The following is a 12734-nucleotide window of genomic DNA, read 5'->3' on the forward strand; positions in this document are numbered from 1 at the left end:
AAATAACTCTTGGAGGTAGAACATGAGCAAAGAATTGAGAGCATTACTGGACCAACTGGAAGGAATGAAAGCGGAGGTCCGGAGCCTGATGGGACAGGAGAAAGTGGACGAAGCCGAAAAAAGAATGAAGGATGTCCGGTCGCTTCAGAAGAAAATTGAGGTTCAGCGTTCCTTGGAGGAATCCGAAAGCTATAATGACGGAGATCCCTTGGACGGTCAACCTAAATCCCCAGAATCCCGTGACTTTAAAGAACTGGAAACGGAATATACCAGCATTTTCCTTCGCGGCCTGCGGCGTAAGCCAATCACTGCAGATCAACGAAGTGTAATCTCTGAATACGAACGCCGGACCGTCCTTAATGAAGGGGAAACCAACCCGGCTATTCCGGATGGAGACCTGGGCATCCTTGTCCCTAAAGACGTTCAAACCAGAATTAATCAGGTTATCCGCAGCTTGGATGATTTGTCCCAGTATGTTTCGGTGGAGAACGTCACGGCCCTTTCCGGAACGCGTATTTTGGAAGCCTACGGCTCCATGACCCCATTCTTGGAACTCAATGAATACGATTCTTTGGAAGAGATCGACGGCCCCAAATTTAAACCTGTGGACTATAAGTTGAAAGACCGGGGCGGATTCCTCCCGATTACCAACAACCTGCTGCAAGACACGGACCAAAACCTGCTGAATTATATTTCAAAATGGATTGGGAAAAAAGCAGTCGTTACCCGGAACACTTTGATTACGGCCTTGCTTAAAACCATGACGGCAGAGAATCTTGAGAATTTTGATGATATCCGTCGCATTCTGAACGTCACGCTGGACCCATCTATCGGACAAACTGCCTCAATCCTTACAAACCAGGACGGCTATGACTGGATGGATCAGCAAAAGGACAGTCAAGGCCGTTACTTGCTCACCGATGATATCACACAGGCGGGACGCAAACTGTTCAAAGGACGGCCAATTATTGTTGCCTCTAACCGTTACCTGCCAAGTGATACAACGGGGAATACAGCGCCGCTTATTATTGGAGATCTGAAAGAGGCGGTAACGCTTTTCAGTAGGGAATTTTACGAACTGGATACGACGACGGAGGGTGGAGACGCCTGGAGACGCCGTACAACTGAGCTGCGGGCAGTCATCCGGGACGATATTAAGTTCTGGGATTCGGATGCTGTGGTTTATGGTAAATTGGACATCACGCCTACGGTCTGATCGAAAATATGAGAATGGAGGGTTCTAAGTGGAAGGGATTCAATACACAGTATTAAAACCGTTCAGGGATAAAATCAGTGGAAAAAAGTACACGGTTGGAAAACCATACAGCAGCGACGATGAGGAACGTCTTTCCCTGCTTATTGGCCGAGGATTTATTGGGGAAGTCGAAGAATCCGCTACCCCTGACAGTCTTGACCTTGAGAACAAGGACGAGCTTAAGAGCCTTGGCGGTGGCATGTATGAACTGCCAAATGGGGACACGGTAAAGGGCAAAAAAGAAGCCCTGAAGGCGCTGGAAGACCTTCAGGCATCCGGAGGGAATGCGGATGCTAACAACGATTCAGAAAGCTAAAATCTTTCTTCCTGAAATGCCTGAATCCGAACTATCCATGCTGCTTGCTGTAGCTTCTACGGCCGTTGAAAACTGGTGTAAACGCAAATTCAAGAAACAAGCTTACATCGATAAAGTCAGCGGCCTCCCAGGGGGCTATATCCGGCTGCCTAACTATCCGGTAGAAACGGTAGCTGCTTATTCAGGTGAGGGTGAACTGGATGAAATCGAGATCCTGGGGGACGGAATTCTGTATCGTAAGAAGGGATGGCCCCCAGGGACAAGGGAAATCACAGTCAACTACACAGCAGGTTATGTGCTTCCGGAAGATGTTACAGACGAGCAACCAGCTACGCTGCCTGAACCACTAGAATTTGCCTGTATCATGTTGGTCATGCACTTACAAAAAGAACCTGGCGTTAGCTCAGAACGAGTTGGGGACATTTCGATTACTTACGATGTCAATCAGATGGACATGCCTTTAGCGGTTAAATCGCTTTTGGCTCCCTATGTCCGTCCGGATATATGAGGTGAAACATGCCAAGATCAAGAAGACGGCGGATGCAGCGTGCGGGCGTCACCGTTACGGAAAAGACCTTCCTTCCTGCAATTATGAAGAGCATGGAAGAGATCAGCAAATATGAGGTACACGTTGGAGCAGCTGCAGACCAAAGCGGTTCCCAGGAAATTGCCATGATTGCAGGAGTTCACGAATTTGGAAGCGTTAAAATGGGCATCCCTGCCCGTTCCTTTATCCGAACGGGGAGAAATAAGGCGCGAGCTGCAGCGGGTAAGGTTGCCCGTTCCGGTGTGAATGCCATTGTCCAAAAGAATGAAACTGTACATGGATTGTTTACTAAGCTGGGGGAAATTGCCCTTCAGCGGACACTCAAAAACTTTGATGCCATTCGTAACCCTCCGTTATCGGCAAGATATGCGAAAACGAGAAAGAACGGGAAGCTGCTGGTTCAGGAACAGAAGCTTAGGGATTCACTTTCCTACAAAATTACCAGGAGGGGATAACGTTGAGGTTTCGCTTCGGCAGAATGCTAAAAAAATATGAAGTCACCTATCAGGTAATCCGTTTAGGCGATGGGGATTATGACGCAGACGGCGTTTGGAAGGAGGCAGCGGAAACTCCAGAGTTCCTGAGAGGGCATATCCAGCCTATCAGCCAGAACTTGAAGCAGGCCGAGGGGGGCAGGTATACCGAAGATGATCGGGTCCTTTATACGGCGAACAAGCATGAATCCGGCGAAGTCATTGCCTATCAGGGGATGCAATACACCATTGTATCCCCTGACCCGCGGGATTATAGCGACGTCAATAAATACATGCTGGAGGCGAAGGTTGTTCATGATTCCATTTAAAGCGATCCGATCAGCCATCATTCAGGGACTGGCAGCGTACCTCGATTTAAAGGTCATTGAAATGAACGGAGGCGGGAAAATGCCGGACGGTTCGTTTATGACGTATGACTTTACGCCTGGCTTTGAACCACAAGGATTCCCGGCATTTGAACAATTGGATAGTATTAAAAGGCAAGAGGGGGCCGTCAATTTCATGGTCTCTTTTTTGTCTTATGCAGACGACAAAGCGGATTCTATCGAAAAGGCGTTGAAGGCTCAGGACTGGTTCAAAGGGCCGGGACGTCTCCACCTGAAGGATAGCTTGGATGTCGTGGTGGTCAGTGTCGGTGAGGTTGAAAACCGGGACGTAAACATTGGCGTGGAATGGGAACGGCGGCAAGGATTTGACGTGGAGTTCAGGACCGTAGATGTGACAGAGACCGAAACAGGTTATATCGATTCAGCCAATATAAAAGGAGTTGAAGGACTTGGCACAGCCTAAAGACGTCAATGTGATTATTGACATTAAGAAACCGACCCCGTTAATCGGGTTCGGCAAACCGCTCATTATCGGCAGCAGCTCGACCGGCTCAGACTATAAAACTTATACGGATTTGGACGCCGTCAAGGTTGATTACAACACAGGCACTGAAATATACAAGGCAGCCGCGGCTATTTTCAGCCAAGAAAATCGCCCAGATGAACTGGCGGTCATGACCAAAAAGACAGAAGATACTTGGACGGACTTCCTGCCGTTGGTGTTCGATAAGGATTTTTATTTCTTGGTTTGCACAAGTTCAACGGCCGAAAATATCACAGCAATTGCGGATGCGGTCGAAGAGAACGATAGTAAACAGTTCTTCTGCAGCGTGAACGATTTGGCCGACGCAGCAACCATTAAGGGAAGAAAATATAAAAATACGACCGTGTTTTACCATACGACCGTGGACAATTATCCGGAAGCGGCACTTGTGGGCGAGGCGGGTTCCAAATTGGTCGGGTCGATTACCTGGAAGGGTCAGCGGCTAGTTGGGGTGGAACCTCTAGATATCAGCGCAGCCGAGCTGCAGGAAATTCATAGTGCCGGAGCCATTACGTATGTACGAAAGGCCGGTGACCCGGTAACAAGCGAAGGGAAGACGTCCGGCGGGGAGTATATTGACGTGATCCATGCCAAGCACTTCACGATTTACAGCATTGAATATGCCGTTCAGAAGCTGTTTAACAATGCCCGGAATCAAAAAATTGGGTATGACAATGCCGGTATCGCTCAGATTGAGGGCACGGTACAAACCGTGCTGCAGCGCTGTCTGAAACAGGGAATCATTGCAACGGACGGTGACGGCATCGGCCTATACAGCACCTCTTTTAAGACACGGCAGGATACCACGGCGGAAGAGCGGGCTTCCCGTAAATATAACGGCGGAAGCTTTGAATTTGAGCTTGCAGGTGCGATTCACGAAGCGACGATTCGCGGCCTTGTGAGCTACTAAGGAGGAAACTTGAATGGCAGCAAAAGCATCCACGACCTACGATCCTATGGATCTTACCGTCATTGTTGGCGGGACCTATTTGACAGGATTCTCCGAGGATATGGCGGAATACGAGAAAGATGAAGATAACTGGACGGTTAAAGTGGGGTCGCAAGGCGATACCGTTCGTACGAAGGTAAACAATCCCTTGGCGACCTTGACCGTAACGCTTCTGGCGACCAGTCCACAAGTATCCTACATGGACAAACTGGCTAAAACCGGAGAAATGGTTTCGGTTTCCGTTATTTACAACGGGACGCCGAAGGAAACGATCAGCAGCAGCGAGGCTTTTATTAAAAAGCCTGCGACACGAACTTATGGGAACGAAGCGGAAGACCGGGAATATGAGCTTCAGTTGATGGACGCTGAAATCAACTAAAAAACCAAGCGCTTGTGAATTTTATCAAATAAAAAATTTAAATTAAGAGAGGATTGTTAATCATGAGTATTATGAAACAAAAAACGTATGTATCTAAATCGGAGAGAAGCTACACTTTTCAGCATCCGGGCGTCCGAACCGTCTCCAAAATTAATGACGCAGCCAAAAACAAATTCGGCGTTGTGTCCGAAGAACGCCTGTCTGAAGAAATTTTGAAGTATGTGGTCGTGGATCCGAAAATGAAAATCGACGACTTTGACGACTACCAGGAATACAGCGAAGTGATTAATGCAGCGTATGCGTTTATCTCTGGGCAGGGGGACGATTCGAGTGATCTCCAAGAAGGAAGCGAAGAATAGGGCTAGAAGAAACTGGAGCTATTGGCGGTTACTCTTATCCGATATGAGCATAACTTATTCGGACCTGGAATCCATGGACGAAGACGACATTGCAGAAGCCAATGCCGCTCTGGACATCCATATTGAGGCAACGAATAAACGAAATAATAAATAATTAGGGCGCCTTTAAAGGGCGCTCTATTTATATTTCTACGGAAAGGAGGTTGACTATGGGGATTGTCGGTAATTTGATGTTTGCTATTGGATTTAAGGTAGCAGATAGCGCGCTCAGGAAAATGGATAAGCAACTGAATGGATTAGAAAAAACTGTATTTGCTGTAGGAGCTGCTGGCATAGCTGCAATGGGAGCACTGGGGAAGGCCGGAATCTCTGCGGCAACAGATTTTGAAAGGTCCATGTCTCAAATCCAAATGGCAACTGGTCAAACAAATGAACAAATGAAAGCCACAAGAGAAGTGGTCGAAAATCTGTATGATCAGAATTTTGGAGAAAGCTGGTCTGATCTGGGGAATGCGATTTCCGTTACCACTCAAATAACTGGCGAACAAGGCGCTGCGTTGGAGAGGACAACCAAGAATGCCCTTTTACTGCAAGAGGCAATGGGAATTGAGGTTCCCGAGTCAGTTCGAACGGCAAATACCTTGATGAAACAGTTCGGTATTACGAGCGACCAGGCATTTTCCCTGATTACACAGGGCAAAGAGAAAGGGCTTGATTTCAGCGGTGAACTGCTAGATACGGTCAATGAATATTCAAACCAGTTTAAGAGCCTGGGATTTGACGCTAACCAAATGTTTGATACTTTGGCCATTGGCGCTCAAGAGGGTGCTTTCAATCTAGATAAAGTGGGTGATGCGGTTAAAGAGTTCAACTTGCGGGCCAAGGACGGGAGCACAACAACAGTACAGGCTTTTCAAATGCTAGGGCTTGATGCCAATAAAATGATGCAGATATTTGCCCAAGGTGGACCCGAAGCTAAAAAGGCCTTTACCCAAATTACGCAGATGATCGGAGACGTGGCAGATCCGGTTGCTCAGAACACAATAGCTGTAAACCTGTTTGGTACTCAGTTTGAAGATTTGCAGAAGAATGTCGTAATCGCAATGGGATCAGCGCAGAGCCAATTTGATATGACCAAGGATAAGATGGAAGAATTGAACAAGGTTAAATTTGATTCTCCTGGACAAGCCATGGAAATGTTTCATCGACAATTGACAACAGGAATACTCATCCCGATCGGTGAGAGGCTTTTGCCGTATCTAAACCAGTTTGGCCAATGGGCACAAGACCATAAGCCACAGATAGCAGCTCTAGGAGCGGCAATTGGAGATAAGCTAGGCGGGGCTATTGACTGGATTTCAACTACAGTCAAAGGAATGTTGCCTACTCTGAATAAGCTAACTGATGAGTCAGCAACCATTTGGGACACAGTCTCTCAATGGGCCGGATTTATTCCTATTGTCAGTGGTATCGTAGCTGTGTTAGTTACTTTTCAGATTATCGTTAGAACAATTTCGTTTGTCACTAAGGCTTGGTCCGCTGTGCAAACAGCAATGAACGTTATTCTAGCCGCTAATCCTATTGTACTGATTATTACAACTCTGGTAGGTCTCGCAGTCGCTTTATATGTAGCCTATAAACGTTCTGAAACATTCCGAAGTATCGTTAACAATACATGGGTATCTATTAAAGCTGGAACGTCGGCAATATTGAATTTCTTTACCACATCGATTCCGGCATCTTTCGATGAAGTCCTTGCCTTTATCGTTAAATGGGGCCCGCTTGCTTTAGCCGTTATCACAGGTCCTATCGGCATAGCTGTGTATATGGTCATCAAATATTGGAATCAGATTAAGGATTATACCGTGAATGCGTTCTCTTCCATATACAATACGGTATCCAGCGTCTGTAATCGCGTGACAAGTTTTCTTACCGGGATCAACCTCTTTGAGATCGGCAAAAACATCATTGAAGGTTTAATCAATGGCATTAGTAGCATGGCTGATGCTGTCGTAGAAAAAGTGAAAAACGTCGGCAGTACCATTACAAAAGGTATTAAAGGTGTTCTGGGCATTCATTCACCGTCCCGTGTCATGATGGAAGTCGGTTATTTCACGGGCGAGGGCCTGGCGCAGGGCATCGAGGGCACCCAAAACCGCGTAGGTCAAGCTGGTACCGACTTAGGGGCAGAGGTTGCCGGGAAAAGTTCGGCTGCTATAGCACCTGCTGGCGGATTAGCTCCAGCAAGATCATCAGCAGGCGCAGGCGGCAGCAACAAAGTTGAATTCAGTCTTTCGGTTGATGTGAAAGGCCAATCCTTGAACACCTTGCAGACCTCTGAAATGGAACAGTATTTTTTATCTCTGCTGCAGAAAGTGGCCGATGAGGCGCTACGCAGAAACGGGTTAGGGGGTGCGGCTGAAAGTGTCTAAAATCAGTGTGGACAACAAAAGTTGGTATAACCTGCTTGTTGAAAAAGAGGATTTAAACTTCGACGTGGATATCACTTCCCAGCCTGTAGAGCGGAATATTGATGTAACCGACCATGTGCAGCGGAAAGCCCGCTCTTTATCCCTTTCAGGTGTCGTTGCTGGGACCAATGCAGCAGAGATTCACCGTTTTCTGGTTGAAACCCAGGATTCCGGAACCCTGGTTTATTTTTCAGGACGAACCACCTTCCGCGGGCTGCTGTATGGCCTGCAGACCAGCCGGGATTATACCGTTGCGGATGGATTTACGTTTTCATTTTCCATTCAAGAAGTCATGTTTGCCTCAGCAAGCTATGTAGCTGACCTGCCATTGCCGATCAAAGCGCAGGCTGTGAAAATTGTAAATAGCGGCGTTAAACAGACGAAAAGCAAGGGCAGCGGAACGGCCGCCAAGAAAAAGAAGGATCAGCCGGCACAAAAGGTCAAGTTTGTGAAAGGCAGTCCATGGGCGGAGGGGAAATGATGGACTATATTGATATTGAAAAAGATTTGATTCCGTACCGCTTCGATATCTCCATTGCCGAAGAGCTATTCACCATGGAGATCCACTACAACCCGGATTATGATTTCTTCACGGTTGACCTGGAGAAGGACGGGGAGACGATGGCTGTAGGGGGAAAAATCATTTATGGACAGCAGCTCTTTGGGGATGTGCTGGACAATCGATTTCCGAAACTGGCGATCATCCCTTATGACGAATCTGGAAAACAGCATGATGTAAATTGGCAGACGCTCTCCGAGAGTGTCTTTCTATTTTTGATCGAGGGGAGCGGTGACGTTGACGACGATTAATTTCGGTCGGGTGTGTGAAGTTATGACCAAAAATATGAAATTCTCGATGGACAACTTCAACATTGAGGCATCGGTTCCGTTTGATAACGATCCGCTGCCGAATGAATCGGAAATTAAGATTTGGAACCTGTCCCACGAGACGCTGAACAACATCAAAAAAGGAGAAATCCTGATGATGAATGCCGGATACCGCAGTGATGCGGGGGTTATATTGCACGGATATATCAGCAACGTCAGCACTCACTGGGAAGGTGTAGACAAGATAACAACCATAAACGTCCTGGACGGCGAGGATTTGAGCGAGCGAGAAGTCAAGGAAAAAGCCTACGCCAAGGGGACATTGGCCAGCACCATCATTAAGCAAATGGCGGCCTATATCGGACTTCCGGTTGCCCAAATGGAGTTAACCCAGGATTACCGGTATCAGGATGGATACACAGCATCCGGAAAGGTGACGGAGATCATTAAAAAGGTCGGGGAGGACTGCAAAACCCAAGTTTACATTAACAAGGGGAAATTATACATTCGAAACTTGCGACGCGGGGCTGACAGCGTGTTCACCCTTAATGCCTCAACCGGGCTTATTGGTTCTCCTGAACCCTTCCAGAGTGACGGTGCAACCGGGTTTAACCTGAAACAGCAGCTGCAGTACCGGGTGACAACGGCTTCGGTGATCGACCTTTCCAGCAACGTGTTTACGGGGCGTCTGCACGTACGGAGCGGGAAACACAAGATCAGTCGGACAGGTGATTTCAAAACAGAGACGGAGGCGGTGATATGAGGACAGACCCGGCCGCAGCACTTAGTGTTTTGATCGATTCTTTGTTGAAGAATAAACTTTCAAGTGTTCGAGTGGGGATGGCTTGCAGAGTGGTTTCCTTTGATCCGAATGGTTATGCCGATGTGCAACCGCTTATTCGGACAAGCAATGCCGATCCGGCCATGATTACGGACGTCCCTGTCTTAGGGCAAAGGTTCATGGTTGGTGGTGCGGAAACCGTTTATAAACTCATCCTGCATCCAGGAGACGTTGTTTTTGTTGTTTGTTCCGACCGAGAGCTGAAGAATGCCAAATCAGGAAAAGTTACTTCTCCGGATACAGGGCGGCAGCACAGCGTAAATGATGCGGTTATCGTGGGGGTGTTTCCTTGGAGTCTATAAGGCTTGAAGCAGACGGCGACATCAGCTTTGAAATGGTAGGCAGTCAGGAGGAACTGGCCCAATGCTGCCGGATCGGCATCGGAACAAACAAAGGAGAATGGTTTTTAAATCCGGAAATGGGCGTGACCTTCTCTAAATTCATCCAGAAACAGATTAACGAAGAGGATCTGAGGGCGGAAATTGCCTCAGCGCTGCTGCAGGAGCCTCGGATATCTTCCATAGATGCCATTGATTTTGAGTTAGATTACAAAGAACGAACCATGACCGTGAGCTTTAAAGCGACTGGATCAGACGGGGAGAAAATAAGCGCGGAAGGAGTGAGTGTAGGTGCTGGATAAGACAGGCTTTAAGAGGCAGCGGTTCACGGACCTTTTCGATGATATGGAGGCCAAGGCAAAAGAGACGTTTGGCGAGACGGTAAACACCTCGGAGCGTTCGGTTCTCGGCATCCTCCTTCGAATCTTCGCCTGGTTCCTTTCCAAGCTCTGGAGTACAGCAGAGGACGTGTATAACAGCGGGTATATCGGAACAGCGACAGGTGCAAACCTGGACCGATTGGGGCCGTATGTTGGGATCAGCCGCATATTGGAGCAATATGCTACGGGAACAGTCGAGCTAACCGGTACGGCCGGGCATGCAGAAGCCGCAGGGTTCCGGGTGGGCACGGAAAGTGGCATCCAGTTTTCTACGCTGGACAGCTTTACCTTTGGTCCGGATGGCAAGGCCAGCGTACTTGTTCGGGCCGTGGATCCGGGACAAGAATCTAATGTTGCCGCTCATGCAATTACGGTCATTGTAAACCCGAATCCGGACGTTATGACGGCGAATAACACGGCTGCCTTTACTGGTGGTCGCGAGAAGGAAACGGATGCTGAGTTTCGGACGAGGTTTCAACAGTCCGTAGCGGGCGGCGGCGCGGCTTCAGTAGATGCGCTGCGGGGCGCTTTATTGCGCCTGGAGGGTGTCCGTGCAGCGGCGGTGATCGAGAACAACACCATGGAGCCGGATAGCGCGGGGAGGCCGCCTAAGTCCTTTCAGGCTTATGTGTTGGGCGGTGATGAGCAAACGATAGCCGAAACCATCTTTGCAACTAAATCTGGAGGAATCGAAACATACGGGGATATGGAAATGGAGGTCACGGACATTGCCGGATATAGTCATGTAATCAAATTCAGCCGTTCGGAAGAAGTTCCAATCACGGTCCAAGTCGTAGTAACCAAAAATGAAAGCTACCCGGCAGACGGTGACGATCAAATTAAAAATGCGATTATCCGCTATATCGGTGGCGAGGATGCGGCAGGCAGCTACTATAACGGCCTGTCTATGGGGGCCGATGTGGTATATACCCGACTCATCAGCGCTGTGTACAGCGTGGCAGGCATCGAAGATGTTTCACTTTCCGTAGGAACCGGGGGAAGTTTGGACAGCCAGAACGTATCTATTGCCCCGTATCAAGTGGCGCAGGTCAAGGCGGAAGATATTGCGGTGAGCAGCCATGTTTAGCTATAAGGATATGATGGGACGTTTTACCGATGTGTTCAACAAAGATCCCGACAGCAAACTAGGACGTTTAATAGCAATTCTTTACGCGGGACTGCAGGACGCAAATAACGCTTTGGAAACCGTTCGGGCTTGGCGTGGAATCAATCAGGCACAAGGAACGACGCTAGATATGATTGGTCAAAACGTTGCCCAAACCCGTGGAGCGGCTACAGATGAAGTGTATCGTGTTTTGATTCAGTCAAAGATTGCAAGAAACCTCTCTAAGACGGATATTAACACGATCATAACCGTTCTGGCCCTTGCGCTGAATTGTGATTACTCGGATATTCGGATCAACGAAAAATTCAACGATCCGCAGGAGCCGGAGCCAGCTGCTATTTCCTTAATTCGCGTCCCTATTAAGAGGCTGAATGAGGTGGGCATGTCCCCTCTGCAATTTGGCCAAATCATTCAGAAAACGGTAGCTGCTGGTGTTCGGGTTGCATTGGTCGAACTTTCTGGAACATTCCGGCTGGCCACTCAGTATTCCGTTTTGGAAAGTAGCAGCCTGGGTTTGGCTGATCCGGGCATGACTACAGGCGGTACGCTTGGCGAAGTTTATGTGCCGGGCAACGATTATGCTTTACCTATTTAGGAGGGAATAACATGGCATATGAAAAACAAGCACCAGATTGGTCTGCGGCAGGCATTGAACCGCCGGAATCAAAAAGACAGACAGGCTGGGAGGTAGAAGACCACCCGCCTGCTGCTTGGCTGAACTGGTTTATGAACCGAACCAGCGAGTCTTTGAAGGAACTGCAGGGAAAGGCGGCGGAGAAGGCTTGGGTGGAGGAAGCTATTGAGGGGCTTGAGCCGGAGATTCCGGCAGCCACGTTAGAGGCCGCGGGGATCACGAAGCTTTCCAGTGCAACGGACAGTACGGCGGAAGATCGTGCTGCGACGCCGAAGGCTGTAAATGAGGTTGCCGAAACGGTTGCTGCGCACTTGGCGGATTATGTGCGGCAACCAGCGTATGCGACAACGGCAGGCGACCCAACAGCGTACACGGTCACGCTAGATCCTGCACCGATCGCTTATGTTACTGGTATGGGAATAACTATCGTTCCTCACGTGGACTGCGGATCGTCACCTACGCTAAATATTAACGGGCTGGGCGCCGTATCCCTTAAAGACCAAAAGGGCATTACCTATGCCGCTGGTAAATTGGGCGCTGGTAAGCCGTACACATTTAGGCGTGTTGGTACGGATTTTTTGGCAGATAGCGGCAGTGGGGCAGAGGGCAACGCTGCCGCGGGGGATTTACGGTCCGGTAAAACGGCCACAGTTGCAAGCGGTGACGTTATCACGGGTACGATGCCGGTGAGGGATTCCGGGGGAGCGGTGACGGTGACGCCGACCGCATCTGTACAAACATTGGATTTTGGCATTTATGATAGTCCGATTACGGTAGACGCTTCTCCAATCTCAGTTGTATTTGTTACGCGCACTGTAGCAGCGGGGTCTACTGCCACATTTAACTTTGGCACAACACGTCCAAGCACCGTTATATATCGCTCCCACGCTTCTCAGTCCATGACAAATATTATGTATGAAGCAAATCGGGTTATGTGGGGTGTAGAC

The 12734-nt window shown here is 48.7% G+C and carries 18 protein-coding genes; all 18 read left to right on the forward strand.

What is annotated here, in order from left to right; genetic code table 11:
• The first annotated feature begins 22 nt into the window (after nt 1-22).
• Nucleotides 23-1216 (forward strand): phage major capsid protein, encoded by a 1194-nt coding sequence (locus AC3ZPD_RS20835; RefSeq protein WP_490986196.1) that lies wholly within the window; start codon nt 23-25, stop codon nt 1214-1216.
• A 28-nt stretch (nt 1217-1244) separates the two neighbouring features.
• Nucleotides 1245-1571 (forward strand): hypothetical protein, encoded by a 327-nt coding sequence (locus tag AC3ZPD_RS20840; RefSeq protein ID WP_490986197.1) that lies wholly within the window; start codon nt 1245-1247, stop codon nt 1569-1571.
• Nucleotides 1546-2079 (forward strand): phage gp6-like head-tail connector protein, encoded by a 534-nt coding sequence (locus AC3ZPD_RS20845; protein WP_490986198.1) that lies wholly within the window; start codon nt 1546-1548, stop codon nt 2077-2079. The genes AC3ZPD_RS20840 and AC3ZPD_RS20845 overlap by 26 nt, the downstream gene beginning before the upstream one ends.
• Nucleotides 2080-2111: 32 nt before the next feature.
• On the forward strand, nt 2112-2573 hold the full coding sequence (locus AC3ZPD_RS20850) for a phage virion morphogenesis protein (RefSeq protein ID WP_490986199.1): 462 nt from the start codon (nt 2112-2114) through the stop codon (nt 2571-2573).
• 2 nt (nt 2574-2575) lie between these two features.
• Nucleotides 2576-2920 (forward strand): hypothetical protein, encoded by a 345-nt coding sequence (locus tag AC3ZPD_RS20855; protein ID WP_490986200.1) that lies wholly within the window; start codon nt 2576-2578, stop codon nt 2918-2920.
• Nucleotides 2907-3401, forward strand: a complete 495-nt coding sequence (locus tag AC3ZPD_RS20860; RefSeq protein ID WP_490986201.1) for a phage neck terminator protein — start codon at nt 2907-2909, stop codon at nt 3399-3401. Before AC3ZPD_RS20855 ends, AC3ZPD_RS20860 begins: the two co-directional genes overlap by 14 nt.
• Nucleotides 3388-4392, forward strand: coding sequence for a DUF3383 family protein (locus AC3ZPD_RS20865; protein ID WP_490986202.1), 1005 nt, complete (start codon nt 3388-3390; stop codon nt 4390-4392). Before AC3ZPD_RS20860 ends, AC3ZPD_RS20865 begins: the two co-directional genes overlap by 14 nt.
• 13 nt (nt 4393-4405) lie before the next feature.
• Nucleotides 4406-4810: a phage structural protein gene (locus tag AC3ZPD_RS20870; protein ID WP_490986203.1), complete on the forward strand. Its 405-nt coding sequence runs from the start codon at nt 4406-4408 to the stop codon at nt 4808-4810.
• Nucleotides 4811-4872: 62 nt separating this feature from the next.
• A complete protein-coding gene (locus AC3ZPD_RS20875) occupies nt 4873-5169 on the forward strand; it encodes a hypothetical protein (RefSeq protein WP_490986204.1) in 297 nt (98 codons plus the stop codon).
• Nucleotides 5170-5378: 209 nt separating this feature from the next.
• Nucleotides 5379-7601 carry a phage tail tape measure protein gene (locus tag AC3ZPD_RS20880; RefSeq protein ID WP_490986205.1) on the forward strand — a complete coding sequence of 741 codons (2223 nt, stop codon included), beginning with the start codon at nt 5379-5381 and terminating at the stop codon, nt 7599-7601.
• Nucleotides 7594-8121 (forward strand): phage baseplate protein, encoded by a 528-nt coding sequence (locus AC3ZPD_RS20885; protein ID WP_490986206.1) that lies wholly within the window; start codon nt 7594-7596, stop codon nt 8119-8121. The genes AC3ZPD_RS20880 and AC3ZPD_RS20885 overlap by 8 nt, the downstream gene beginning before the upstream one ends.
• The gene (locus tag AC3ZPD_RS20890; protein ID WP_490986207.1) at nt 8118-8450 is read left to right on the forward strand and encodes a phage baseplate plug family protein; all 333 of its coding nucleotides are present in this window, start codon (nt 8118-8120) and stop codon (nt 8448-8450) included. The genes AC3ZPD_RS20885 and AC3ZPD_RS20890 overlap by 4 nt, the downstream gene beginning before the upstream one ends.
• Nucleotides 8437-9231 carry a phage protein gene (locus tag AC3ZPD_RS20895; RefSeq protein ID WP_490986208.1) on the forward strand — a complete coding sequence of 265 codons (795 nt, stop codon included), beginning with the start codon at nt 8437-8439 and terminating at the stop codon, nt 9229-9231. Before AC3ZPD_RS20890 ends, AC3ZPD_RS20895 begins: the two co-directional genes overlap by 14 nt.
• The gene (locus AC3ZPD_RS20900; protein WP_490986209.1) at nt 9228-9611 is read left to right on the forward strand and encodes a Gp138 family membrane-puncturing spike protein; all 384 of its coding nucleotides are present in this window, start codon (nt 9228-9230) and stop codon (nt 9609-9611) included. The genes AC3ZPD_RS20895 and AC3ZPD_RS20900 overlap by 4 nt, the downstream gene beginning before the upstream one ends.
• On the forward strand, nt 9599-9949 hold the full coding sequence (locus AC3ZPD_RS20905; protein WP_490986210.1) for a contractile injection system sheath initiator: 351 nt from the start codon (nt 9599-9601) through the stop codon (nt 9947-9949). Before AC3ZPD_RS20900 ends, AC3ZPD_RS20905 begins: the two co-directional genes overlap by 13 nt.
• On the forward strand, nt 9939-11114 hold the full coding sequence (locus AC3ZPD_RS20910; RefSeq protein WP_490986211.1) for a baseplate J/gp47 family protein: 1176 nt from the start codon (nt 9939-9941) through the stop codon (nt 11112-11114). The genes AC3ZPD_RS20905 and AC3ZPD_RS20910 overlap by 11 nt, the downstream gene beginning before the upstream one ends.
• Nucleotides 11107-11748, forward strand: a complete 642-nt coding sequence (locus AC3ZPD_RS20915) for a hypothetical protein (RefSeq protein ID WP_490986212.1) — start codon at nt 11107-11109, stop codon at nt 11746-11748. The genes AC3ZPD_RS20910 and AC3ZPD_RS20915 overlap by 8 nt, the downstream gene beginning before the upstream one ends.
• Before the next feature lie 11 nt (nt 11749-11759).
• Nucleotides 11760-12734: phage tail protein (locus tag AC3ZPD_RS20920; protein ID WP_490986213.1), on the forward strand; the 975-nt coding region annotated here is incomplete at its 3' end.

Source organism: Paenibacillus mobilis (assembly GCF_058267595.1).